This window comes from Micromonospora echinaurantiaca, assembly GCF_900090235.1.
Taxonomy (GTDB): domain Bacteria; phylum Actinomycetota; class Actinomycetes; order Mycobacteriales; family Micromonosporaceae; genus Micromonospora; species Micromonospora echinaurantiaca.
On record NZ_LT607750.1, the window covers coordinates 1692220 to 1715969 of the forward strand.

At 72.4% G+C, this 23750-nt stretch carries 20 protein-coding genes and 1 pseudogene; 12 read left to right on the forward strand and 9 right to left on the reverse strand.

Going from position 1 to position 23750, the window contains the following annotated elements; translation table 11 throughout:
• Window positions 1-3: 3 nt before the first annotated feature.
• The 3 genes from GA0070609_RS07745 to GA0070609_RS07755 are packed head-to-tail and all read right to left on the reverse strand — an operon-like array spanning window position 4 to window position 3989.
• A complete protein-coding gene (locus GA0070609_RS07745) occupies window positions 4-1284 on the reverse strand; it encodes an ABC transporter substrate-binding protein (RefSeq protein ID WP_088993181.1) in 1281 nt (426 codons plus the stop codon).
• Between the two features lie 22 nt (window positions 1285-1306).
• Complete coding sequence (locus GA0070609_RS07750; protein ID WP_088993182.1) at window positions 1307-2902, reverse strand: FAD-dependent oxidoreductase; 1596 nt, start codon at window positions 2900-2902, stop codon at window positions 1307-1309.
• Between the two features lie 40 nt (window positions 2903-2942).
• Entirely contained in the window at window positions 2943-3989 is a 1047-nt protein-coding gene (locus GA0070609_RS07755) for a LacI family DNA-binding transcriptional regulator (RefSeq protein ID WP_088993183.1), read from the reverse strand.
• Between the two features lie 440 nt (window positions 3990-4429).
• On the opposite strand from GA0070609_RS07755, the gene GA0070609_RS07760 reads away from it, so the two are divergent.
• Entirely contained in the window at window positions 4430-5788 is a 1359-nt protein-coding gene (locus GA0070609_RS07760; RefSeq protein WP_088993184.1) for a glycoside hydrolase family protein, read from the forward strand.
• Window positions 5789-5941: 153 nt separating this feature from the next.
• On the forward strand, window positions 5942-8362 hold the full coding sequence (locus GA0070609_RS07765; RefSeq protein ID WP_088993185.1) for a hypothetical protein: 2421 nt from the start codon (window positions 5942-5944) through the stop codon (window positions 8360-8362).
• A gap of 56 nt (window positions 8363-8418) precedes the next feature.
• Here GA0070609_RS07765 and GA0070609_RS07770 read toward each other — a convergent pair whose 3' ends face one another.
• Window positions 8419-9024: a TetR/AcrR family transcriptional regulator gene (locus GA0070609_RS07770; RefSeq protein WP_088993186.1), complete on the reverse strand. Its 606-nt coding sequence runs from the start codon at window positions 9022-9024 to the stop codon at window positions 8419-8421.
• 85 nt (window positions 9025-9109) lie between these two features.
• Between GA0070609_RS07770 and GA0070609_RS07775 the strand changes: the two genes are divergently transcribed.
• Window positions 9110-10522, forward strand: a complete 1413-nt coding sequence (locus GA0070609_RS07775; RefSeq protein ID WP_231928575.1) for an MFS transporter — start codon at window positions 9110-9112, stop codon at window positions 10520-10522.
• 48 nt (window positions 10523-10570) lie between these two features.
• Here GA0070609_RS07775 and GA0070609_RS34815 read toward each other — a convergent pair whose 3' ends face one another.
• From GA0070609_RS34815 to GA0070609_RS07790, 3 genes are all read right to left on the reverse strand, one after another.
• Window positions 10571-11860 carry an MFS transporter gene (locus tag GA0070609_RS34815; RefSeq protein ID WP_088993188.1) on the reverse strand — a complete coding sequence of 430 codons (1290 nt, stop codon included), beginning with the start codon at window positions 11858-11860 and terminating at the stop codon, window positions 10571-10573.
• 82 nt (window positions 11861-11942) lie between these two features.
• On the reverse strand, window positions 11943-13322 hold the full coding sequence (locus GA0070609_RS07785; RefSeq protein WP_088993189.1) for an MBL fold metallo-hydrolase: 1380 nt from the start codon (window positions 13320-13322) through the stop codon (window positions 11943-11945).
• Window positions 13323-13472: 150 nt separating this feature from the next.
• Window positions 13473-13787 carry a rhodanese-like domain-containing protein gene (locus tag GA0070609_RS07790; protein WP_088993190.1) on the reverse strand — a complete coding sequence of 105 codons (315 nt, stop codon included), beginning with the start codon at window positions 13785-13787 and terminating at the stop codon, window positions 13473-13475.
• A 162-nt stretch (window positions 13788-13949) separates the two neighbouring features.
• On the opposite strand from GA0070609_RS07790, the gene trxA reads away from it, so the two are divergent.
• A complete protein-coding gene (gene trxA, locus GA0070609_RS07795) occupies window positions 13950-14318 on the forward strand; it encodes a thioredoxin (protein ID WP_088993191.1) in 369 nt (122 codons plus the stop codon).
• A gap of 46 nt (window positions 14319-14364) precedes the next feature.
• Here trxA and GA0070609_RS07800 read toward each other — a convergent pair whose 3' ends face one another.
• Entirely contained in the window at window positions 14365-14757 is a 393-nt protein-coding gene (locus GA0070609_RS07800) for a DUF302 domain-containing protein (RefSeq protein ID WP_088993192.1), read from the reverse strand.
• A 256-nt stretch (window positions 14758-15013) separates the two neighbouring features.
• Between GA0070609_RS07800 and GA0070609_RS07805 the strand changes: the two genes are divergently transcribed.
• The 8 genes from GA0070609_RS07805 to GA0070609_RS07840 all read left to right on the forward strand — a co-directional run bounded on the left by GA0070609_RS07805 (window position 15014) and on the right by GA0070609_RS07840 (window position 22000).
• Window positions 15014-15283 carry a metal-sensitive transcriptional regulator gene (locus tag GA0070609_RS07805; RefSeq protein ID WP_088993193.1) on the forward strand — a complete coding sequence of 90 codons (270 nt, stop codon included), beginning with the start codon at window positions 15014-15016 and terminating at the stop codon, window positions 15281-15283.
• A 132-nt stretch (window positions 15284-15415) separates the two neighbouring features.
• Window positions 15416-16816, forward strand: a complete 1401-nt coding sequence (locus GA0070609_RS07810; protein ID WP_088993194.1) for an MBL fold metallo-hydrolase — start codon at window positions 15416-15418, stop codon at window positions 16814-16816.
• Window positions 16817-16903: 87 nt separating this feature from the next.
• Window positions 16904-17503, forward strand: a complete 600-nt coding sequence (locus tag GA0070609_RS07815; RefSeq protein WP_088993195.1) for a rhodanese-like domain-containing protein — start codon at window positions 16904-16906, stop codon at window positions 17501-17503.
• Complete coding sequence (locus GA0070609_RS07820; protein WP_088993196.1) at window positions 17500-18399, forward strand: sulfite exporter TauE/SafE family protein; 900 nt, start codon at window positions 17500-17502, stop codon at window positions 18397-18399. The genes GA0070609_RS07815 and GA0070609_RS07820 overlap by 4 nt, the downstream gene beginning before the upstream one ends.
• Window positions 18400-18520: 121 nt before the next feature.
• The gene (locus GA0070609_RS07825) at window positions 18521-19273 is read left to right on the forward strand and encodes a DsbA family protein (RefSeq protein ID WP_088993197.1); all 753 of its coding nucleotides are present in this window, start codon (window positions 18521-18523) and stop codon (window positions 19271-19273) included.
• Complete coding sequence (locus GA0070609_RS33810) at window positions 19270-20637, forward strand: cytochrome c biogenesis CcdA family protein (protein WP_088993198.1); 1368 nt, start codon at window positions 19270-19272, stop codon at window positions 20635-20637. Before GA0070609_RS07825 ends, GA0070609_RS33810 begins: the two co-directional genes overlap by 4 nt.
• Complete coding sequence (locus GA0070609_RS07835) at window positions 20634-21029, forward strand: BlaI/MecI/CopY family transcriptional regulator (RefSeq protein ID WP_088993199.1); 396 nt, start codon at window positions 20634-20636, stop codon at window positions 21027-21029. Before GA0070609_RS33810 ends, GA0070609_RS07835 begins: the two co-directional genes overlap by 4 nt.
• Window positions 21026-22000 (forward strand): M56 family metallopeptidase, encoded by a 975-nt coding sequence (locus GA0070609_RS07840; protein WP_088993200.1) that lies wholly within the window; start codon window positions 21026-21028, stop codon window positions 21998-22000. The genes GA0070609_RS07835 and GA0070609_RS07840 overlap by 4 nt, the downstream gene beginning before the upstream one ends.
• Window positions 22001-22796: 796 nt before the next feature.
• Here GA0070609_RS07840 and GA0070609_RS34170 read toward each other — a convergent pair.
• A pseudogene (locus tag GA0070609_RS34170) lies at window positions 22797-23633 on the reverse strand (helix-turn-helix domain-containing protein); the annotation flags it as partial.
• Window positions 23634-23750: the final 117 nt, after the last annotated feature.

Consider the following 23750-nt stretch of genomic DNA (forward strand, 5'->3'; position numbering starts at 1 on the left):
TCCTTACTTCGCCAGCAGCGGCTGGATCTTGGCGCAGACCCCGTCCAGGACGGCCTTGACGTCCGCGTCCGGCTTCCACAGCGGGTCCAGCCCGGCGCGGACCTGCTGGCTGAGCTCGGCCTGCCCGGCGTGGCTCGGCTTGACGACGCCGCTGGTGATGCCGTCGATGACGACCTTCTGCAACTGCTCCGGCTTCAGCTTCGGGTTCGTCTTGGCCAGCGTCTCCGCGGTCAGCTGCGACTGGCGCGGCGGCGGGAAGAACTGGGCCAGCTTGGCCGAGTTGGTGGGGTTGGTCAGGAACGCGAGGAAGTCGGCGGCGACGTCGGCGTGCGGGCTGCGCTTCATCACCCCGATGCCGGCCTGCCCGACCACCGCGTACGGCCCCTTCGGCCCGGCCGGCAGAGGCACCAGGTCCCAGGCGAAGCCGTCGTCCTTCAGCAGCGAGGCGCGGGAGATCTGGGTGACCGTCATGGCGGCGTCACCGGCGAAGAAGTCGGCGGTCGTGCCCGGTCCGGGCAGCGCCTTCGTGGTGAAGATCGCCTTGTGCAGGGTGGTCATCGCGTCGACCATCTCCGGGCTGGCGAAGCCGCAGGACTTGCCGTCCTCGCTCCACGCCTGCGCACCCCAGCCCGTCCAGAAGGTGGACAGGTTGTCCCAGCCCTTGTAGTCGAAGTCGCGGATGACCAGGCCGGCCTTGCCGGTGGCGGTCTGGGTGGCGCCGGCGGCGGCCAGCGCGGCGTCCCAGGTCCACTGGCCGGCGGCGATGAGCTCGGCCGGGGTCTTCTGGCCGGCCTGCTTCAGCAGGTCGTTGTTGACGAAGACACCGAACGGCGAGGTCGAGAACGGGTACGCGTACAGCTTCCCGTCGTTCTGCCAGAGCTTCAGCGTGGCCGGGGAGATGTCGTCGTACTGGTAACCCTCGGCCTTCTTGAGGGTCTCGTCCAGCGGCAGCAGCGCGCCCGAGGCGACGAAGTCGGGGGCGGAGTTCTCGAACACCCACGCCAGATCGGGGGCGTTGCCGCCGGCGATCTGGGTGGTCAGCGTCGTGGTGTAGTTCTCGAACGGCAGCGGGTCGAACTTGATCTCGGCGACGTCGGGGTGGCTCTTGCGGTACTCGTCGGCGATCTCGTTGAACAGCTTCAGGTGCGCCTCGTTGGCCGACCATACGGTCACCCGGAGGCTGGCCGGGCCGTTGTCCTCGGCCTCGCCGCCGCCGCAGGCGGACAGGGCGAGAGCGCCGGTCAGCGCCGCGGCGACAACGCGTAGACCCTTTCCTGTTCTCATATCCTTCTCCTCACCGGGGGTTTCAGTAGCCCGCGATCTGCGGCCAGCGCCGTTCGACGCCGGCGGCCGAGACACGGTCGGTGAATTCGGCCAGCAGGCGGGGGGTGCCGCGGACCGCGCGCGGGGACTCGCCCCGCGCCAGACAGAAGTCGGCGAGCAGGCCGGCGACCTCGCCGACGTTCCACTCGACCGGGTGCAGCCGGTAGCTGCCGTTGGTGATGTGCGTGGTGCCGATGTTCTTGCCGGCCGGCAGCAGGTTCTCCACCCGTTGCGGGATCAGCGCGCCGAGCGGGATCTCGAACGGGCAGGAGCCGACGTCGATGTAGTTGTCGCCGCCGGTCGACGGGTGCAGGTCGATGCGGTACATCCCCAGCCCGATCGAGTCGGGGTACTGGACGGCGCCGTGTTGGCCCCGCACGGCCAGCGAGAGGTCCTGCTCGACCACCGTGTACTCGGCCCGGATCCGGCGGGACTCCCGGATGTAGGGCGCCTGCGCCAGGCCGTCCCGGCTGCCGGTCACGTCGCCACGCAGCCGCAGCCCGGGGAAGCCGGTGCCGCCGTCGGGCCGGGGCGCCTCCGTCTGCAGCCAGTACAGCACCGAGTACGACAGCTCCCGGGCCTTGGCCAGGTGCCACGACGCGTTCGGCACGTCGATCACCGGGCCCTCGAAGTAGTCGATCATCGGCCAGTTCACCAGGGTGATGTCGCTGCCGTACGACCCGTCGGTGAAGTTGCGCCGGGCGGCGATCCGCCGGAACGTCCACAGGTTGCCGTCGCCGGGGTTGAGGCGCTGGTCGGCGTTGACGCTCAACGGGTCGTCGTCGGGGTTGGGGGTGAAGCTGCGCTCGACGATCTCCAGGGTGCGGGGGTGCGGCGACCGCCAGGACAGCAGCCGGTCACCCCAGAAGTCGGGCTTGTAGTCCCGCCAGAAGTCGTAGTCGGCCGGGCGGTCGATGGTGTGGTCGCCGTCGACGTGGTCGATCGCGAAGCAGACCGAGACGGCCTGCATGTTCATCGGCTGCGCCTCGGCGGGTGCGCTCGGTTCCCCGGTCTGCGCCTGCGACTCGAACCCGGTGACGTACTCGGTGCCGGTCAGCGGCAGCAGCTCGCCGGTCTCGGTGGCGTCCAGGATGTACGGCGCGGTGACGTCGATCCGGTCGTCGCGGTCCCGATGGGCCAGCGTGACGCCGGTGACCCGGTCCCCGTCGGTCTCCGCGGCCACCGGCCGGTACGGCTGGAGCACTGTCAACCGGCCGGCGCCGCGGTAGGGGGCGAGCATCTGCTCGAGGACGGCCACGGCCACCCGGGGCTCGTGGCAGATCCGGCTCACCCAGCCGGCACCCGGATTGAGGTCGGTCCAGCCGCGGGAGCGCTCGGTCAGCGGGTAGTGGCGGCGGTAGTAGTCGCGGATGCCGTTGCGCAGGGCGCGGTAGCTGGCGGTTGCCCCGAACTGCTCGATCCAGGAGTGCTCGTCCGGCGGCACGGCCTGGCTGGTGAGCTGCCCGCCGAGCCAGTCGAACTCCTCGGTCAGGATGACGGACCGGCCGGCCCGGGCCGCGGCGAGCGCGGCGGCCACGCCGCCCAGTCCGCCCCCGACGACGAGGACGTCCGCACGCATCTGTACCACTTGCTTCCTTCCAGTTGAGCGGCCGACCGCCTCAGCGGCGGTCGGCCGCCGGATCGGGGGTGCCGAGGGTGTCGCCCTCGACGAGTTCGCAGGGGAGGAGTCGTTGCTGAACGCCGGCGGCGCTGCCGTCGATGACGCCCCGCAACACCTCGACGGCCTGCCGGCCCATCTCCTCGCGGGGGATGTGGAACCCGGTGAACGCGATGTCGGTGGGAACCGGCACCGTCGGGTCGCCGAGCGTGATGATCGACAGGTCGTCCGGGACGGTCAGCCCGCGCCGCCGGGTGGCCGACTCGATCGCCACGGCGGTGGCGAAGTCCTCCACCAGAGCGACGGTCGTCCCGTCGGCGAGCAGGTCGTCGAGGACCGTCTCGGCGTCCCCGGCGGTCGCGGTCAACTGCCGGGCGCTCTCCGCGGTCGACGCGGCGGCGTCGAACCCGCGGCGGCGGTCCTCGGAGGACTCGGCGGTGCCGCCCATGCTCAGGTAGGCGAGGCGTCGGTGGCCGCGGAGCAGCGCCAGCTCGACGAGCCGGCTCACCGCCGTGGCGTAGTCCGCGCCGACGTAGGGGACCGGCCCGCCGGCGTCGTCGCGGCGACCCACGGCGACGTACGGGTATCCGTCGCGGTTGAGCCGCAACAGCTCCGCGCCGTCGATCTCGCGGCCGAGCAGGATGCACCCGTCGGCCAGGCGCAACCGGTTGTCCTGGTGGAAGATGCGTCGCCGGCCCTCGACCACCGGTGCGCTGGTGAACAGCAGCAGGTCGCAGCCGACGCGCTCGGCGTACTCCTCGATGCCGAGCAGGAACGGGTGGAAGAAGTCCCGGCTGCCGCTGGGGAACGCGGGCTCGTAGGTGAAGACACCGATGATCCGGTTGAACCGCGCGGCCAGCCGGCGGGCCACCGGGTCCGCGGCGTACCCGGTCTCGGCGATCGCCCGCAGCACCCGGTCGCGGGTCTCCGCGGCGATCCGGACCTCGGCGTCGGCCCGGTTGTTGAGCACCAGGGACACCGTCGCCTGACTGACACCCGCCAAGCGGGCGATGTCACGCTGGGTGACGCGTCTGGGGGGAGTGGCCACGACGGGTCCTTCCGGTGCGGCTAATGCGTATTAGCGCTCGGCGTTGGCAAGGAGCCTGGCTCGCGCCGCCGCCGGTGTCAAGAGGATGACGCGAGATTTCGACCAGATGAAGTCCCTGGAGTAATGCGTATTAGTGGGCGAGGGCGGGTTCGCGGCGGTTCCGGCCCGGTTGGCTGGCGGGCGAGGGCCAAGGTGGACGGTGCCACCTCTTGACAGGACGCCGTCCGACCGCGCAACATTCGAGAAACATAGATGCTAATACGTATTAGCACCGTGGGCCGGTCGGACGGTCGACGGTCGGGTCCGCGCACGCCTTAACTCAGCGTCACTGCAGGTCGATCGCACGTCGCGGTGCGGCCCCCGGCGTCGTGCGCCCAGGACCGGCTCCGGCCATCCGATCAGGACAGTCCAGCGTTCGACCGATCCGAAGAGGAAGACGCATGACGAGAGCATCTGTCTCATCCCCCCGCCGCGCCGTCACCGCGGCGGCCGGCGCCGGCCTGCTCGTCGCCACCCTGGCCGGCGCCGCGCCGGCCACCGCCGACCCGGCCGTCGACTTCCCGCGGTTCACCTACGCGGGAACCGCCTTCGACAAGAGCACCCTCGACTACAACCCGACGAACGAGTTCATCTTCCCGAGCGTCATCCGGGCCGCCGACTACTTCCCGAACCCGCTGGGGACGTACTACATGTACTACGCCCCGCACGAGCGGCCCGGCGGGATCGCCCTCGCGTACGCCGACTCGATCGACGGCCCCTGGACCGAGTACCAGGCCAACCCGCTGATCAGCAACACCTGGCTGCCGCACTACCCGACCGTCAGCCACGTGTCCTCCCCGCACGCGGTGTGGGTGGAGGGGGAGGGCAAGCTGTTCCTCTATTACCACGGCGAGAACTCGATCACCCGCTACGCCACCTCCGACGACGGCATCCACTTCAGCTACGGCGGGACGGCGGTCGCCCGGGACGCGACGACCGGTGGCGAGACGTCGTACGCCCGGGTGTTCGAGCAGTCCGTGCCGCGCCTGGGCACCCGCTACCTGATGGTCTTCATGGACAACCCCACGGCGGCGCCGCCCGGACCGACCGGCCCGGTCTCCCGCCGGATCCGCTGGGCGGTCTCCAACGACGCGCGAACCTGGACCATCCAGCCCGAACCGATCGTGACCCCACAGGGCATCGAGGGCCCCAACGCGTCCGGACCGTTCTTCCTGCGCTGGAACGGCCGCAACCTGGTCATCTTCCACGCCGCCGACGGCAACATGCACGCCGTCGACGTGGGGGAGAACTTCGACCAGGAGATCCACCTCGGCATCGTCCACGACTCGATGACCGCCGCACCCGACCTGGGCCGGTCGGCCGCACCGACGTTCTACGTCGACGGACGCACCATGCACATGTACTACGAGGCCGGCGGGCGGCTCACCGCGACGATCGGCCACGCGGTCGCCACGCTGCCCGAGCCGGTGCCGCAGCGGCAGCTGGACTGTTCCGTGGACCGGCCGGTCCTGTGGCCGCCGAACCACGAACTGGTCGACGTGGCCGTGACCGTGGACCTGCGCGACGGCGTGCTCGGCCCGAACGCGTTCGCCCTCACCGGCGTGACCGGCGGCGACGCCGCGGACGTCAGCGACTTCACCGTGGGCGCACCCGACACCGCCGGCAAGCTGCGGGCGGAACGGTCGGGCAACGGCGGGGACCGGGTCTACACGCTGACGTACGGCGGCCACGACGAGATCGGCCGGCCGGTCGGCTGCACCGTCACCGTCACCGTCCCGCACGACCAGGGCGTGCGGTAGACCGACGTCGCGTTAGCCGTTTCGGCGCGTCCCACTTTGTGCGGTGCCGCACCGGGTGGGACGCAGCCCCGGCTGCGGTTGGCCGTCGGTGCCGGGGCGGGAGGTGACGCGTTATAGAGGCATGGAGGGTTGTGGTGGCGCCGGAGGTGGACCGTGGCCGGCTACGTGAACCGGGACTGCGGCGGCTGGACCGAGTTGCGGGTTCACGGGGTGTCCGGAACTCCGCCGGAGCGCATGCTGGCACACCCCCACGTCACGCGGGTGGCGGGAGACGCCGAGGCGGGCTTCTACCGCCGGCAGTGGGAAGCGAAGCAGACCTCCGTCGACACGGCGGATGAGCGGCTCGAGGCGTACTCGTGGGGTGGGTTGACCGCCGGCAGCGGGCAGCGGGCGCTGTGGCTCCTGCTCACCCCGTTCCTGCTGGTGAATGTCGCCTTCTTCGCCCTGCCGCACGTGGGCGTCGACGACGGGGGCCGGGGTGCCCGGCGGCGGTGGGCGGAGGTGCTGCTGCGGCTGTTCGCGCTGTCGATAACGCTCACTCTCGTCATGGCCGTCGTCCTGGTCTCGATGGACTTCTTCGGCTGGCAGTGTGTGCGCCCGGCGCGCGACTGCACCGACCGCGTTCCGTGGCTGAGCTTCCTGACCTGGCCCTGGCTGGATCTGCCTGGCCGGCGGATCGGCGTGACCGCCGTGCTGCCACTGGCGGTGGTGGGCCTGCTGTGGTGGCTGGCGAACAAGACCTGGCGGGAGCTGGAGACGGCGACAGTGCCGCACGCCCCTCCCGAGGAGCGGGACCGCACGCCGCTGGAGGACCGCCGGATGTGGAACGGCGCGAGCCAGGTGCGCCAACTGCGTTCCGCGCACGTCGCGGCGGGCTTCGCGCTGGTCGGCGCCTTCCTACTGGCACCCTTCGCCGGCCAGGATCGGGGCCTTCGCGCCGTGCGGCCCGGGGCGACCCTGGAGTTCGCCTGGGCCGGGGCTGCGGTGGTCCTGCTCGGACTTGCGCTGGTCCTGCTGGGACTGGCAGTGGTGCTGGTCTGCCTCCGCAACGATCGCCCCCGCCCGGGTGCGGGCGGTGAACACGACGGCCGGCGGGATCTCTACACGCACCTGCCGTGGCTGGCCCTGGTCGTGAGCGTTCTCGCGGCGGTGGTGGTCTGGCAGCCCGGCGTCAACGCACCGGTGCGGGTGACGGGCAACGCGCGTACGCAGTTGCCGTGGCTCGCGGGTGCGGTCGAGGTGCTGGCCGCGGCGCAGGTCGTCCTGCTGCTGGCGGTGCTGGTCCTCCTGCTCGTGCGTCGCGCCTGGACGAGGAGGGCGAGCCCGGAGGCGGAACAGTCACCGGCGTGGTCCGGGCTCGCGACGCCTGCGCTGATGATGTTCGCTGTGGTGCTCGCCGGTGCCTTCGCCGCCGGGCTGGCCCTGGCGGTGGCGCATGTCCTGGGCAAGCCGGCACCGACCGACCGCTCCGCCGACGCCTTCGTCGTCCCGTTGGTGTACTTCTGGGGGGCGGCGATGGCGGTCCCGGTGACCGCGACCGTGCTACTGCTGGCGGGTGTCATGGTGTGGCTCGTGCGGCGCACCGCCGACACGATGCTGCGCGATCAGGTTGTCCCGGCCTATCCGACGGAGAAGATCGCGGACGCTCTCCGCACGCCCGACGACCCGCAGCACGCCGAGACCCTGCGACGCGCACGCCACATCGCCGCCGCCTGGTCCCGCGCAACCGCCAGTGACGTGGGTGAACGGGTCAGTGGTGGGTTCGCCGTGCTGGTCGCCGCGCTGACCGCGGCCGGCGTGGTCGGTTACCTGGTCGACCGGAGCTGGGTCTACACACACGCGCGGTGGGCGGTCAACATCGGCGACCTCCTCGTCGGCGGGTTCGCGGCCGGCCTCCTCTACGTCGGGCGCCAGGCCTACCGCAACCCCAGGTTCCGCCGGACCGTCGGCGTGCTGTGGGACGTGGGCACCTTCTGGCCGCGCGCCACGCATCCGCTCGCGCCCCCGTGCTACGCCGAGCGGGCGGTTCCGGACCTCACCAGGCGGATCAGGTACCTCGGCTGCAGCTGCGGCGGTCGGGTCCTGCTGTCCTGCCATTCCCAGGGCACGGTCATCGGTGCGGCCGTGGTCATGCAACTCACCTATGCGGAAAGCGCACGGGTCGCCCTGCTCACCTACGGCAGCCCGCTGCGCCGGATCTACGCACGCTTCTTCCCCGCATATCTCGGACCCGCCGCCCTGTCCCGTACCGGTGCCTTCCTGGTGGGCGCTCCCCTGGACCTCACCGACAGCGCTCGGGCCCGCTGGCCGTGGCGCAACCTCTACCGACCCAGCGACCCGATCGGCGGGTGGATCCTTCGCGACGTCACGGCGGTCGACACAGGCGGCGACCAAGGGGCCACCGCGGGCATCGCGGGCACCACGCGGGAGGTCGACCGGAGGATCATCGACCCGGAGTTTGCCAGACCGGTGGGCGACAACTCGTATCCGGCCACGCTCGGACACTCCGGCTATGCCGATGACCGGGCATACGGAGAGTGCCTCGAGCTTCTCCGCGAGCTACGCCAGAGGTGACCGACGCGGGGAGGACTTCGGCGTACGCCCGCCGCACCGCCCCGCCCCAGGTGCGCTCAGCTGGGAACGCGACCTCCGGGCGGCGTGAAGGCGGCCAGGACGGTCGCTGTGATGAACGCCGCGGCCTGGTCAGGGTCGAGGCGGCCGGCGTTGATCTCGTCGGCGGCGTTGTGCATGACGCTGTGCATCACGCCGACCAGCCATGACGTGGACAGGTCGCGGCGGAACACCCCTTCCTCCTGGCCGCGCTTCACGAGGCCTTCGACGCGTGCGACCGGGCCGGCGTGCAGGTCGCGGATCCGGCCGGGTGGAAGGACTCCCTGTGCGGCGAGCAGCAGCGAGCGGGACTGGTTGACCAGTTGCCAGCTGGAGTGGACCAGCCGGCCGAGCGCCTGCCGGGTGTCGCCGGTCAGATCGACCGCATCGAGTGCGGCGTGGCCCTGTTCGATGGCGCTGGCGAGCGCGGCCTCGACGAGGTCGTCCCGGTTCGGGAAGTGGCCGTAGAGGGTGACCCGTCCGACGCCGGCCGCCTTCGCGATCTCGCTGACGCTGGCATCCGGGTTGCGGCTCAGGGCGTTCACCGCGGCCTCGAGTATTGCCGCGATGTTGCGCTGCGCGTCCGCTCGCCTGACCGGCGACTTCGCTGGCGTCGGACCCGGCACGTAAACCCCCTTTGTCGAACAGTGCTGTACGAGTTACTGTACCCGGCACAAGTCAAACACTGCTGTTCGAATTGGAGGCGACGCCGTGACCGCTCAGGCCGTCGACCAACCGGAAAACACCGCTACCGACCCCCGCCGCTGGCGCATGCTGGCACTGCTCGGCGTCGCTCAGTTCATGCTCATCCTCGACGTCACCGTGGTGGCGATCGCACTACCGCACATCGGCGCGGACCTCGGCCTGCAACGGGACACGCTGACCTGGGTGGTCAGCGCCTACACGTTGATGTTCGGCGGCCTGATGCTGCTCGGCGGGCGAGCGGCGGACCTGTTCGGTTCCCGGCGGGTGGTGCTGCTCGGCCTGCTCGTGTTCACCGTCGCGTCGCTGGTCACCGGTCTGGCCGCCGGGGCCGCGGTGCTCATCGGCGGTCGCGTCGCGCAGGGCGTCGGCGCGGCGATGCTGTCACCCGCGGCGCTGTCCGTGGTGACGCGAATCTTCCACGGGGACGAGCGCAACAAGGCGCTCGGCATCTGGTCGGCCCTGGGCGGTGGCGGGTCGGCGATCGGTGTCCTGCTCGGCGGCGTCCTGACCGCCGGTCCTGGCTGGCAGTGGGTGTTCTACATCAACGTGCCCATCGGTCTGATCGTGCTGGTGGCACTGGCCCGGATGCTGCCGGCGGAGCTGCCGCACGCCGCGCGGGCGCGGCTGGACGTTCCGGGCGCCATCCTGGTCACGGCCGCAACCGGTACGGCGATCTACGCGCTGATCAACGCGGGTGACCGGGGTTGGCTGACCGCCACGAGCCTCGGGACTCTGGCCGGTGCCGTCGTCCTGTACGTCCTGTTCGCGGTCCTGCAACGCACCGTGCGGTCGCCGCTGATGGACCTGCGGATCCTGGCCCGTCGGTCGGTCGCCGGTGGCACGTTCCTGATCCTGGTGGCGACCGCGCTGATGATCGCGGTGTTCTTCCTCGGCTCGTTCTACCTGCAGCACCACAGGGGCTACGGCGCGCTGCGGACCGGACTGCTGTTCCTGCCGGTCGCCGTGGCGACGATCATCGGCGCGCAGGTCGCCGGTGGTGTCGTTGGCCGCCTCGGCGCCCGGTATGTCGCGGTGACCGGCCTCGCGATCGCCGCCCTCGGCACCGCGGTAGCCGCTTTCTGGGCCGGCCCGGCTGTAGTGGTGACCGGGATCAGCGTCGGCGCGGCGGGAATCGGCGCCGCCTTCGTCGCCGCCTCCACGACCGCACTGGGACAGGTGGCCCAGCACGAGGCGGGAATCGCGTCGGGAATCCTCAGCACCTTCCACGAGTTCGGCGCCGCCCTCGGCGTCGCCGTGGTCTCCAGCATCGCGGCGGCGAGCATCTCCGGCAGCGGCAGCATCGGCTTCGCCCGTGGCTTCACCTTCGCCGCGATCGTGGCCGCGGCCTCCGCCGTCCTGGCACTGCTCGTCGTCCCGGCCGTGAAACCGCCAGCAGGCGTACAAGCCCACGCGCACTGAGCGGCGGCAACCTGACTCCGTTCCCCTGTATCCCGCCGGTCCGGTCGCTCAGGCCGCTCCGGCGGGCCGGGCGGCGACCCGGCCCACGTGGGTCTCGTACATCCGGACGGCGACGAGCAGACCGGACGCGGCGGTGAGGGCCGCCACCGCCCAGGTGGCCCCCCGGATGCCGACGAGGTCCGCGAGCAGTCCGGCCGTCAGGGCGCCCACGGCGAATCCGGCGTCCCGCCAGAGCCGGTAGACGCCCACGGCGCGAGCGCGCCACGCCGGATGGGCGACGTCGCCGATCGCCGCCAGCAGGGTGGGATACACCATCGCGGTGCCGGCGCCGAGCAGCGCCGCACCCGTCCCCCACGCGCCGAAACTGTCGCCCCCGGCGATCAGCCCGAGCGCACCGGCCTGGATCAGCATCCCGCCGACGATCAGCGGCTTGCGGCCGACCCGGTCGGAGAGCGGACCGGTGAGGAGTTGGCCGAGTCCCCACACCGCGGGGTACAGGGCGGCCAGCACACCGATCCGGGGCAGGGAGAGGCCCGCGGCGGCGAAGAGCACCGGGAACAGTCCCCAGGCGAGGCCGTCGTTGAGGTTGTTCACCAGGCCGGCCTGGCTGGCCGAGCTGAGGGCCGGTTCCCGCCAACTGACCAGCTTCAGGACCTGCCGGGTGGTGAGGCCGCCGTGGTGGGCCCCGCCCTGGTGGGTGGCCGCCTCGTGGTGGGCGTGGCCCCGCGTCTCCCGGACGAGCAGCACGGACAGGCCCAGGCCCACCGCGATGTAGGCGGCACCGAGCAGGAAGGGCGCGGGGCGCAGCCCGTACCGCGCGGCGAGGGCTCCGGTGGCCAGCGCCGTCGCGGCCACCGCGAGATAGCCGGCGGCCTCGTTCAGCCCCATGGCGAGGCCGCGCCGGTGCGGCCCGACCAGGTCGATCTTCATGATCACCGTGGTGGACCAGGCAAGTCCCTGGTTGACGCCGAGCAGCACGTTGGCCGCGACGACCCAACCCCAGCTGGGCGCCCAGATGAGCAGCAACGGTACGGGGATGGCCACCAGCCAGCCGGCCAGCAGCACGGGCTTGCGGCCGTACCGGTCGGAGAGGGTGCCGGCGAAGAAGTTGGTGACCGCCTTGGTCGCCCCGAAGGCGAGGATGTAGGTCAGGGCGGCGGTGTAGGCGGTCAGCTGGAACTCCCGCTCGCCGAGCAGCGGCAGCACGGTGCGCTCGGTGCCGAGCACTCCGCCCACCAGCGCGTTGACCGCGACGAGCAGGAGGAACTGGGCCGCGTTCGCCCGCAGCCCCAGCCTCGGCCCGACGGGGGTAGCCGGCGTACGCAGGTCGCTGCTCATCCGTTCTCCTCAGCCGGTACGGACGGGTGACCGAGGGCCGGAGCCCTCGGTCACCCACATTCCAGGTTGTCCCGCCCGGCGGTCAGACGCCGGCGTGCAGCGTCTGCCAGGCGCCGTACCCGCCGAGCAGGTCGGAGACATCGGTCCGACCCGCGGTGCGGAGCAGGCTGGCCGCGACGGACGAGCGGTACCCGCCGGCGCAGTGCACGACGACCGGGCGGTCGGTCGGCACCTCGTCGAGGCGCCGGGGCAGCTCCGCGACCGGGATGTGCAGCGAGCCGTCGACGGCGCCTTGCTCCCGCTCACCGGCGGTGCGGACGTCGAGCACCACCGGCGGCTCGGGGGTGTCGAGGGCCGTGTGCAGGTCGCTGGCGGTGAGCCGGCTGGCGCGCGCCATGTCGGCGACCATCTCCAGGAAGGCCCCTTCGGGCTCGCGCAGGTAGCCGACGACCTGGTCGAAACCGATCCGGGCGAGGCGTACGACGATCTCCTCCTCGCGGTCCTGCGGAGCGACCACGAGCACCCTGCGGTCCGGCGCGACGACGCTGCCCGCGGTCTCGGCGAACCGGCCGTCGGCCGGGACGTTGATCGCCCCACGCACGTGGCCGGCGGCGAACTCCTGCGGGTCGCGGGCGTCGATCACCACCGCACCCTCGGCCCGGGCCCCGGCGAACTCGGCGGCGCTGAGCGGCCGGGGGGCCTTGCTGTGGTCGAACAGTTCGCGAGCCTTGCGGTTGAGTACCGCGTCGAACGCGAAGTAGCCGGGCGCGGCCGGCTGCCCGCCGGTGACCAGCGCGAGGAACTGCTCCTCGCCCATCGGGGCGCAGGCGTAGTTGGTGCGGCGCTGCTCGCCGATGGTGGACTGCCGCTCGGTGGAGAGGTTCTTGCCGCAGGCGGATCCCGCGCCGTGTGCGGGGAAGACCCGTACCTCGTCGGGCAGGCCCATGAGCTTGCGCTGGACGCTGTCGTAGAGCATGCGGCCCAGCTCGTCGGCGGTGACGCCGAGCGAGGCGAGCAGGTCCGGCCGGCCGACGTCGCCGATGAACAGGGCGTCGCCGGTCAGCACGCCGTACGGCACGGCGTCGTCGGCCCGCTCGTAGACCAGGATGCTGATGGATTCCGGCGTGTGGCCCGGGGTCTCCATGATCTCCAGGGTCACGTCACCGAGGCTGATCCGGTCGCCGTCGTGCAGCTTGCGGCTCGGGTACTCGGTCTCGGCCCGGTGTCCGTAGCCGATCCAGGCTCCGGTGGCCGCGGCGACCTCGAGGTGGCCGGCGAGGAAGTCGGCGTGGAAGTGGGTGTTGACGACCCCTTCGATGGTCAGGCCGTGCGCCCGCGCGTCGGTCAGGTATTCGTCGATGTCCCGACGCGGGTCGACGAGCACCGCGCGTCCGGTGGTGTCGTCGGCGACGAGGTACGACGCCTGGGACAGGCAGTCCAGGTAGTACTGGGTGAACAACATGGTGCTGAACTCCTTCGCAGTGATGACCGGCGATGCGCCCAACGATAGCGCATACCCCCCGGGGTATCTCTCGGGTCGAAGGTCCCGCCCTTCCGGGGCTTCGCGCCCAGGGTCTGTCAGATCAAGCGGCCCGGCTGGCGGCTCTTCGCCTCACGCGTCCGCCCCGGTCGCCACCGGACGGCCGCTGCGGATCCACCCGCCGGTGCCACCGCCGACGGAACGGGCGTCGATGCCGGCACGGGCCAGGAACTGCGCGGCGGTCAGGCTGCGGTTGCCGCTGGCGCAGATGACATACACCGGGCGGCTGCGGGGAAGGTCCCCGACCGCCGCGGGCAGCTGGGCCAGCGGCACCGACCGGGCGCCCGGCACGTGACCCTCGACGTACTCGAACGGCTCTCGGACATCCACCACGACGGCGCCCGCGGCGTGCGCGGCGGCGAAGTCCGCCAGGTTCACCTCTCGCATCGTGCCTCCTTCTCCGAATACCCCCGGGGGTATGACATCGACCGTAACTCAGGTCGCCTGCCCGCGCATTCCTTCCTGCTGCACGGGTGGTCAACGGGAATATATACCCCCTGGGGTATGTTGCCGGGGCTGGAGAACGCCGTCGAGGCACGGAGGTGGGACATGGCGAGCGTGGCGTTGACCGCGGCCGACTTCGAGGAGACCGTGAGCCGGGACGGGATCGTCCTGATCGACTTCTGGGCGAACTGGTGCGGCCCCTGCCGCAGCTTCGCGCCGGTCTTCGAGAAGGCCAGCGAGAAGCACCCGGACATCGTGTTCGGCAAGGTCGACACCGAGGCGGAGCAGGGCCTCGCCGCGGCGGCCCAGATCCGGTCGATCCCGACACTGATGGCGTTCCGGGACGGCGTCCTGGTCTTCGCCCAGCCCGGCGCCCTGCCGGCGGCCGCGCTGGAGCAGGTGATCCAGGCCGTCCGCGACCTCGACATGGACGAGGTGCGGGCGAAGCTGGCCGCGAGCGCCGCCGGCCGCTGACCCGGCGAATGCGGGGTGCGGGCCGAGGCCCGCACCCCGCCGGGCGTCAGTGCGACACGGCGTCCAGCGCCGCCCGCAGCCGCGCGGCGGCCTCATCCGCCACCGCCGGCAACTCGGGCGCGTCGCTGAGCCGCACCATCACCTGCGGGTCCATGGCCTGCACCAGGGTGCTGTCCGGTCCGTCGGCACGGACGACGACGTTGCACGGCAGGAGCAACCCGATGCCCGGATCCGCCTGCACCGCGCGGTGCGCCAGGGGGGGGTTGCAGGCGCCCAGGATGACGTACTCCGCCAGCTCCACCCCGAGCTTCTCGCGCAGCGTCGACCGCAGGTCGATCTCGGTCAGCACCCCGAAACCCTGGTCCTTCAGCGCCGCCCGGACGCGCTCCAGGGTCGGGGCGAAGTCGGCGGACACTCGGATCGTCATCGCATAGCTCATGGTTCTCTCCTCGCTTGACATCATGCCGGCCGGAGGGGCCGGCCGGCGGCGATGCGCCGATGCCGGGCCGCTCAGGCCAGGCCGCGGAGCATCCCGTGCCGCTCCTGGATTGACGGGTCGGCCGCCGGCAGCGCCTTCGTCGACGGCGGGAATCCACCGGCGGCCCTCGGGGTTGGGCATACGGTGGGGGGTATATCCGAGCCGGCTGGCGGGGTGGGTACCCCCTGGGGTATGTTGGAGTGCAGGAGGTAGTGCGGTGAAGCTTCGACCTGAAATGACCAGCGAGGCCCTGACCCGGCTCAAGCGGGCGCGCGGCCAGCTCAACGCGGTCATCGAGATGATGGAGAGCGGTCAGGACTGCCGTGAGGCACTGACCCAGCTCGCTGCGGTGTCGAAGGCGATCGACCGCGCGGGCTACAAGATCATCGCTTCGGGCATGCGGCACTGCAACGCCGCGCGCGACCGTGGTGAGACGCCGGAGATGACCGAGGAGGAGCTGGAGAAGCTCTTCCTGGCTCTGGCCTGAACGGAAGATGACCTGACCCACGCCGCGTAGGCGCGGCGTGGGGGGGGTAGGCGTCTGCCGGATCGAGTTGGCGCAGAACTCTGTTTCCTGCATACCCCCCCGGGTATCTAGGGATTGGGAAGGAGAACGGCAATGGCAGTAGAGGTGTCCGTCATCGCGACGTCCTCGCTCGGCGACCGCAGCTACCTGGCCTCGGACGGGCAGGTCGGCATCGTGGTCGACCCGCAGCGCGACATCGACCGGGTCCTGTACCTCGCCGGCGCGAAGGGGGTGCGGATCACCCACGTGGTGGAGACGCACATCCACAACGACTACGTCTCCGGCGGACTGGAACTGGCCCGGGTGACCGGCGCCCACTACCTGGTTGCCGCGGCCGACGAGGTCGGCTTCGATCGTCGTCCGGTTTCCGACGGCGACGTGGTGCCCGTCTCGGACGGCCTGCGCCTGCGCGTGGTCGCCACCCCGGGCCACACCTTCCACCACCTGTCGTACGTCCTCGACGAGGCCGTCGACGGTGACTGGCGCCCGGCGGGCGTCTTCACCGGCGGGTCGCTGCTGTTCGGCACGACCGGGCGCACCGACCTGCTCGGCAAGCAGCACGCCCACGAGTTGGCCCACCACCAGCACGCCTCGGCGCAGCGGCTGGCCGACCTGCTGCCCGACGGGGCGCAGGTGTGGCCGACGCACGGCTTCGGCAGCTTCTGCTCGGCGAGTCAGGCCGACGCCCCCGAATCGACGATCGGTCGGGAGAAGCAGGCCAACCCGGTGCTGCGCCTCGCCGCCGACGAGTTCGTCACCGAGACGCTCGCCGGACTCGACGCCTACCCGGCGTACTACGCCCACATGGGCGTGGCGAACTTCGCCGGCCCGGCCCCGGTGGACCTCACCCCGGTGACCCGGGCCGACGCCGCCGCGCTGCGCGAGCGGATCGCCGCCGGCCAGTGGGTCGTGGACCTGCGGCACCGCAAGGCGTACGCGGCGTCGCACCTGGCCGGCACGGTCAGCCTCGGGCTCGACGGTCCGATGTCCACCTGGCTCGGCTGGCTGATCGACTGGGGAGTGCCGATCACCCTGCTCGCCGAGACGCCGGAGCAGGTCGCGGACGCCCAGCGCGAGCTGGTCCGGATCGGCATCGACCGGCCGGCCGCCCAGGCCACCGGCGAGGCCGAGCGGTGGGCCGCCGAGCCCGGGCAGCTTCGCGAGCTGCGGATGGCCGACTTCCCGGCACTGGCCGCCGCCCACGCGGGGGACCTCCCGGCCGGTTTGCCGGCCCCGGACGTGGTCCTCGACGTGCGGATGGCCAACGAGTGGCGCGCGGGGCACATCGAGGGCGCGGTACACATTCCGCTGCCCGACCTGCCCAAGCGGCTCGCCGACGTGCCCGCCGGCGCCGTGTGGGTGCACTGCGGCTCCGGCTACCGGGCCACCGCGGCGGCGTCGCTGCTGGCCAACGCCGGCCGCGAGGTCGTCGTCATCGACGACAAGTTCGACCGGGCCGAGGCGGCCGGCGTCGCCATGGCCGACAACGCCTGACCCGTACCCGAGCCCGGCCGGCGTCACCGCGCGCCGGCCGGCACACCCCTGCCGTCACATCCGTCGCTTCTTCCTGAATGAGGAGTCATGAGCACTTCCGAGACCACCAGCCCCGCCACCCTCGACGCCACCAGCCTGCGCGAACTGATCGCCGCCGGGCGGCCGCCGCGGCTGCTCGACGTCCGCACCCCGGCGGAGTTCGAGACCTCCCACATCCCCGGCGCCTACAACGTTCCGCTGGACCTGCTGAAGGAACACCGCGAGGAACTGCGCAACCACCTCGACGAGGACGTCGTCCTGATCTGCCGCTCCGGTGCCCGGGCCACCCAGGCCGAGCAGGCGCTCGCCGGGGTCGGCCTGCCGAACCTCAAGGTCCTCAACGGCGGCATGCTGGCCTGGCAGGCGGCGAACGCCCCGATCAAGCAGGGCAAGCAGCGCTGGGACCTGGAGCGTCAGGTTCGCCTCGTCGCCGGCTCGATCGTGCTGGCCAGCGTCCTGGGCTCCATCTTCGTGCCCGGCCTGAAGTGGGTCGCCGGGTTCATCGGCGCCGGCCTCACCTTCGCCGCCGTCACCAACACCTGCGCCATGGGCATGCTGCTCGGCAAGCTGCCGTACAACCGGGGCGCCAGCTGCGACCTGGACACCATCGTCGGCCAACTGCGGGACGGCACCGGGGAGCGCGCATGAGCGCAACCCTGCTGCTGACCGTCGCGCTGGCCGTCGTCATCGGCATCAGCCTCGGCCTGCTCGGCGGCGGCGGCTCCATCCTCGCCGTACCACTGCTGGTCTACGTCGCCGACCTGCCGGCCAAGGAGGCCATCGCCACCTCGCTGCTCGTCGTCGGCGCCACCAGCGCCGTGGGAATGCTGCCGCACGCCCGGGCCGGCCGGGTCCGGTGGCGCACCGGCCTGATCTTCGGCCTCGCCGGCATGACCGGCGCCTACGCCGGCGGCCGGCTCGCCGAGTTCGTCCCGGCCGGCATCCTGCTCACCGGGTTCGCGATCATGATGCTGGCCACGGCGGTCGCGATGATCCGCGGCCGGCGCTCCGCCGAGGGCAAGCCCGCGCCGCACGAGCTGCCGGTCCTGCGGGTGATCCTCGACGGTGTGGTGGTCGGTCTGGTCACCGGCCTGGTCGGTGCGGGCGGCGGATTCCTGGTGGTGCCCGCCCTGGCGCTGCTCGGCGGCCTGCCGATGCCGGTGGCCGTCGGTACCTCGCTGGTGGTCATCGCGATGAAGTCGTTCGCCGGCCTCGCCGGCTACCTCTCCAGCGTGAGTATCAACTGGGGACTGGCCGCCGCCGTCACCCTCGCCGCCATCCTCGGCAGCTTCGCCGGCGCCCGGCTCGCCGGGAAGATCCCCGCGGATGTCCTGCGCAAGGCGTTCGGCTGGTTCGTCGTGGTGATGGGCGTCTTCGTCCTCGCCCAGCAACTGCCCGGCGACCTGCGGAGCAACCCGCTGCTCTGGGCCGGCGTCGGCGTTGCCGCCGCCATCGCCGTGGCGCTCGCCCTGGGCGGCAGGCGCAGGTCGGGACCGCGAGAGCCCATCGCATCGGTGCCGGCGGGATCCTCGTCCCGCCGCTGATTCCCCGGTCACGAGGGACGTCCGACAGCTCCGGACGTCCCTCGTTTTTACTAATTCCTCTAGTACTAGACTAGCTAGTACTAGCTCTAATAGTAGTCGTGATCCCGTGGATGGAGGAGACGTGCCAGGTACGACGAAGCCGTCGCGCAGGAGTGACCGCCGGACGGCCCCGATCCGCCGCGCGGCCGGCTGGCTGGCCCCGGTGGTGGTCATCGCGATCGTCGCCGTGCTGGCGATCCTCGCCCGGCCCGCCGACCAGCCGGCCGCCCCCGCCGACGGAGCCGCGGCCGCCGGATCGGGCGGTGGTCAGGAGGAGAATCCCTTCGCCGCTCTTGCCCGCCGGACACCCGGCGACCCGCTCGCCCTCGGCGAGCCGGACGCCCCGATCGTGATCATCGAGTACGCCGACTTCCAGTGCCCGTTCTGCGGGCGGCACGCCCGGGAGACCGAACCGAAGCTGGTCCGGGAGTACGTCGACAAGGGCCTGGTCCGCATCGAATGGCGCGACCTGCCCTACCTCGGCGCGGAGTCGACCGACGCGGCCGCCGCCGGCCGCGCCGCCGCCGCGCAGGGGAAGTTCTGGGAGTTCCACAGCGCCGTGTACGCCAAGGAGCGCCGGGTGAACAGCGGTTCCCTCGACGAGGGCGCGCTGCGTGACATCGCCACACGGATCGGGCTGAACCTCACCAGGTTCGACGCCGATCGCGGTTCCACCGCAACCCGGGCCGCCGTCCTGCGCGACCAGCAGGAGGCGACCTCGATGGGCCTCACCGGCACTCCGGCGTTCATCGTCGGCGACACCCCCGTCATCGGCGCCCAGCCGTACGAGGCCTTCAAGCAGGCCATCGACGAGCAACTGGAAGGGGCGAAATGAGCGACATCGGCTACCTCGCCGCCCTGCTGGGCGGAGTCCTCGCCCTGCTCAGCCCGTGCAGCGCCATGCTGCTACCCGCCTTCTTCGCGTACGCCTTCCAGCACCCGCGACAACTGCTGGCCCGGACCGGGATGTTCTACCTCGGCCTGGCGGCGGTCCTCGTACCCCTCGGCGCCGGCTCCTCCGTCGTGGCCGGCGCCTTCTTCCAGCACCGCGACACGCTCATCCTGGTCGCCGGCTGGTCGATCATCGCCCTCGGCGTGATGCAACTGGCCGGCAAGGGCTTCGCCTTCGGGCCGGCGCAACGGTTGATGGGCCGCATCACCGGCGAGTCCCCGCTGTCGGTGCTCGCCCTCGGCGCGGTCTACGGGCTCGCCGGATTCTGCTCCGGCCCGATCCTCGGCGGGATCCTCACCGTCGCCGCCACCTCGACGCGACCCGCTACCGGCGGCGCCCTGCTGGCCGTGTACGCCCTGGGCATGACCGCGCCCCTGCTGCTGCTCGCCCTGGTCTGGGACCGCTGGCGCATCGGCCAGCGGCGCTGGCTGCGCGGCCGTCAGTTCTCGCTCGGTCGGCTGCGCCTGCACACCACCTCGACCGTCTCCGGTCTGCTCTTCGTCGCCCTCGGCGTGCTCTTCCTGGCCTTCGACGGCACGGCGGCGCTGGCCGGCGGCTTCGGCCTGACCGACATCGAGGGCGCCGCGCAGGAGTGGGTCACCGTGACCGTCGGCGGCGTACCGGATGAACTGGTCCTCCTTGTCGCGGGAGCGGCCGCGGTCACCGTGCTGCTGCTGCGCCGGCGTGCTGCCCGCACGCCGGACACCGATGCCACCCCACCGGCCCGGACCGGAGTGGCCGGGACGACCGTCACCGCCGGCCCGGCGGCCTGGCCGGCGCGACGGTGGGTGGCAGCGGTCGCCGGCGCCGTGACGACGACGGTGGTGATCGCCGTGCCCACCGACCTGATCGACACCCCGTACTTCAGCCGCGACGTGGCCGTCACCTGGTGGGCCTGGCCGGTGCTGGTGGTGACCGCCGCGCTGTCCGGGCTGCTGCTGGCCACCTACGTCGCGGCCCGCGCTGGAACCGGCGAGGCAGCGGCGGGCCGTGGGGAGCCGCGGACCGGCGTGCTTGGGGCGACCCTGTCCCTGTTCGCGGTCGGCTGTCCCGCCTGCAACAAGATCGTCCTGGTCGCGCTCGGCTACAGCGGCGCGATGAGCTGGTTCGCCCCGGCGCAGCCCGTACTCGCCGTGGCCTCCGTCGTCCTGCTCGCCTGGGCCCTGCGGCGTCGGCTCGCCGCCGAGCGGGCCTGCCCGGCTCCGGCCATGTCGGTGCCGACCGCCGCCGGTAGGGTCGACCGGTGAGCCGACCTCGACGGACGGACCCGGGCAACGACCGCCCGCTGGGTCCACTCGAATCCGCGGTGATGAACGCGTTGTGGGAGGCGCCGGGTCCGCTCACCGTGCGGCAGATGGTCGACGCGATGGCGGACCGCGGCCTCGCCTACACCACGGTGATGACCGTCCTGGACAACCTGCACCGCAAGGGCTGGGCGGAGCGCGACCTCGCCGGCCGCGCCTACCGCTACCGTCCGAGGACCAGCCGGGAGGAGCACGTCGGACGGCTCATGGCGGAGGCGCTCTCCTCGGCCGCCGACCAGCAGGCCGCACTGGCCCGGTTCGTCGACGCCATGACGGCCGAGGAAGCCGCCGCCCTGCGCGAGCTGCTTCAGCGGCGCGGAGACACCGACTCATGACCAGCCTGGCACTGCTGGGCTGGGCGGCCGCGGTGGTGACCCTCGCCCGCCCCGTCCTCACCGCACCGTGGTTGGCGTCCCAACCACGGCTCGCGGTGTGGCTCTGGCTCGGCGCGGAACTCTCCGTCGCCGGCGCCGTCCTCGCCGCCGGGCTGCTCGTCGCCGTACCGCCGGCCGCGCTCGCCGCGGGCCTGGCCGGCATCGTCGCGGCCTGCAAGCAGGCGTTGGCGGACCTCGGCGCGCCCAACGCGACGCTCGCCGTGGTCGGACTGGTCGCCACCTCGGTCCTCGCCGCCCGCCTACTGGCCGCGCTGGTCGTCACGTTCACCACCGCCCGGCGCTGGCGTCGTCGCCACCGCGCCGCACTCCTACCGCTGGCCAGGCAGGACGTCGGTGCGGGTTGGACGGTCGTCGAGCACGCCGCGCCCGTGGTCTACTGCCTGCCCGGCCGCCCGGGGCAGGTCGTCGTCACCAGCGCCGCGCTCGACGCGCTCACCGAGGCCGAGTTCGCCGCCGTGCTGCGGCACGAGCGGGCCCACCTGCGCGGCCGACACCATGTCCTCGTCGCCCTCGCCGTCGCGTTCCGTCGCGCCCTGCCGGGGCTGCCGATGGCCGATGCGGCCGAGACGGAGATCCGCCGGCTGGTGGAGCACCTGGCCGACGACCGGGCGAGCGAGCGGCACGGCCGGCACGCCGTGGCCACCGCCATCGTTCAACTCGCCGACCGCACTCCTCGGCACGCTCTCGGGGCGGCCGGCGCCGCCGACCGGGTACGGCGGATGCTCGCCCCGCCGACCCGACCCCGGGCCCGCCACCGCCTCGTCGCCGCCGGTGCCATCGGGCTGCTCCTGGCCGGCCCGCCGGCCGTGGCGGTGGCCTCCGCCGGCCTCGCCGTCGAGCACGCGACCTGCTCGACCGGTTCCTCACCGACGGCGGCCGGTCCGGCCGCCAGCCAATCGCCCGGCGGCTGATCAACCCGCCTGGAAACGCTCTGTACTCGTAGGCGGACAGCGCCTCGGTGAGGCGTCCGGCGGCGGCCCGGGCGTAGCCGAGGTCGGCGAGCAGCGCCGCCCGCTGCTGGTCGCGGCCGAGCCGCGCCGCGGCGGCCGCGGCCCCGTCGAGCAGGCGTACCTGGTCGTCGGTGCCGCGATGCCGGAAGAACCAGACCCGCATCGCCTGCGGCAGGTCGGCCGCCACCTCGTCCACACCGAGCCGCACAGCGGCGTCGAAGCAGGCCACCAGGTTGGCGTACTCGACGTCGAACCAGGCCATCGCCTTCGCCGGATCTCCCGGCGCGGGTCGCGGGCGGTGCGGCGAGGGCAGCGTCTGCTCGTACGTGACGGCCAGCGTCAGGTAGTGCCGCAGGACCCGGCGCACGGCCGCGTCGGCCTGTGGCTCCTCGTCGGCGGCGAGGTCCGCCGCGTACTGCCGGATCAGGTCGTGCATCCGGTACCGCCCGGGCGAAGGCTCCTGGACCAGGTGGGCGTCGACCAGCTCGTCCAGTGCCGCGCCGACCCGGCCGGGCGGCAGGTCGGTGAGCGCCCCCACCGCCGACGCGTCGAAGTCGGCCCCCGGCAGGACGCCCAGCAGCCGGAACACGCGGCGCTGGACCGCGTCGAGCTGCCGCAGCGACATCCCGAACACCGAGTCGAAGCGGTTGGCGGTGTCGCTCAGCCGCTCGGCCAGCACCGCCACGGTCCAGCCCGGCCGGTGGCGAAGTCGCGCGCCGGCCATCCGCAGCGCCAGCGGAAGCCCGCCGCACTGCGCCAGCACCTGGCCGACCGCATCCTCTTCGGTCAGCGTGAGCCCGGCCGCCCGGCCGAACAGATGCGCCGCGTCGTCGTCGGTCAGCGGCTCCAGCGACACCGGCGGCACCCCGTCCAGGCTGACCAGCCGGTGGCGGCTGGTGACCAGGACCGCGGACTTCCCGGCCCCGGGCAGCAGCGGGCGCACCTGTTCCGCGTCGACCGCGTTGTCGAGCACGACGAGCACCCGCCGACGGGACAGCTCCGACCGCCACAGCGCCGCGCGTTCGGCGACGCCGGCCGGCGGATGCGTCACCTCCAGGGCGGCCAGCAGCCGGCCCAGCGCGGTCTGCGGATCCAGCGGCTCCTGGCCCGGGGTGAAGCCGTGCAGGTCGAGGTAGAGCCCGCCGTCCGGATACGTCGCGGCGAGCCGGTGGGCCACGTGCACGGCCAGGCTGGTCTTTCCGACGCCCGCCATGCCGTCGACAGCGACCGCGGCAGTCGTGCGCAGCAGCTCCTCGACCAGCGCGGACTCAGCTTCCCGGCCGGTGAAGTCGAACAGGTCGGCCGGCAGGTCGTTGCGGCGCGGAGCGGGCGCCGCGCCGGCCCTGGACGCCTCGGCCCACACCGCGCGCAGGGGCCGGGGATCGCGGCCCACGGCCCGGCAAAGCGCCACCACGGCCTCCCACGGCGGCACGAGCTGACCGGTCAGGTACCGCGACAGCGACGAGCTGCTCAGCCCCGCCTGGCGGGCGAGGGCACGCAGGCTGAGCGCGCTCAGCTCCTTGATCCCGGCGAGCTGAGCCACCAGTCGCTCCTGGGGGCTGGACACGCGCAACACCGTACCGTCCCGGCCCACGACGCCGGATCTGCGACCTGTCTGTGCTGCTCAACCGGCTTCTGCGTGTCCCACGGTGTCCCACGGACGGCGCGGAGCCCGGCCCACCCCTGATCAGATGACTTCCGTCAGCGACAC